This window comes from Campylobacter sp. RM9328 (assembly GCF_012978615.1).
The window spans coordinates 1-853 of record NZ_LIWF01000052.1 but is presented as its reverse complement, the minus strand read 5'-3'; the positions used below and the strand labels follow the sequence as shown (position 1 = coordinate 853).

The window sequence follows — 853 nt, the reverse complement described above, 5'->3', positions numbered from 1 at the left end:
CTCATAACCCGAGGGTCGGGGGTTCAAGTCCCTCTCTCGCAACCAATAATCTTTAGCACACACCTACACCAATTCCATCTCTTATATCATCAATATTTAGATGGACATACTTCAAACTACTCTGTATATTTTTATGTCCCAAATACTGCATTAACCTATAAGCTGAAAACTTCTTTAGGCTAACCAAACGACTTGCTACAGTATGTCTTAAGGCATATTGGTTATACTCTTTAGCGTTTATTCGCTTATCAAAACCTAAAGCCTTATTCATATCTTTCCACCTTGATACACATATGCTATGTGTCAAATTATTTATCTTACAATTCTTATAATTTTCTCTATCTAATCCTTTGTAACGACCTCTAGCTATTGAGTAATAAACTCCCTTCAGATATCCTTCAGGTTCCTTCAGGTATAACTCCATAGCTTTTGACCTTTCTAAAGATAAAGCTAAATTAACCCTATCGCATATATCACTTAAAAGTTTTAAGGTTATGCCACCTAAGGGTAAGGTTCTACTATTAGCGTTCTTAGTAGTCCCTACTTTTAATGTAGTAGAGTGTGTTTTTAAAGCTCTACTGATGGTAATAGTCTTGTTTTCTAAGTCTATATCACCTACCCTAAGTTCATAGTATTCAGCTGGTCTTAGTCCTAGATTAGAGTTGATTACAAAATACTCATACATCTCTCTATCTACTAGGCTGCCTGTCTTATCGCTGATACTCTTAAAGTATTCAGCTATTTCATTTATCTCAGCATCGCTATAGCATACTATCTTATTCTCTCTTATACTAGCTGCTAGCTTTTTAAAATTAGGTTTATTCTTAAACTCATAAACCCCAGTTCGCTCTAG

At 34.9% G+C, this 853-nt stretch carries 1 protein-coding gene; it reads right to left on the bottom strand.

Translation table 11 applies throughout. The features are described from left to right. Positions 1-52 precede the first annotated feature (52 nt). Positions 53-853: tyrosine-type recombinase/integrase (locus CCAL9328_RS10610; RefSeq protein ID WP_170000634.1), on the bottom strand; the 801-nt coding region annotated here is incomplete at its 5' end.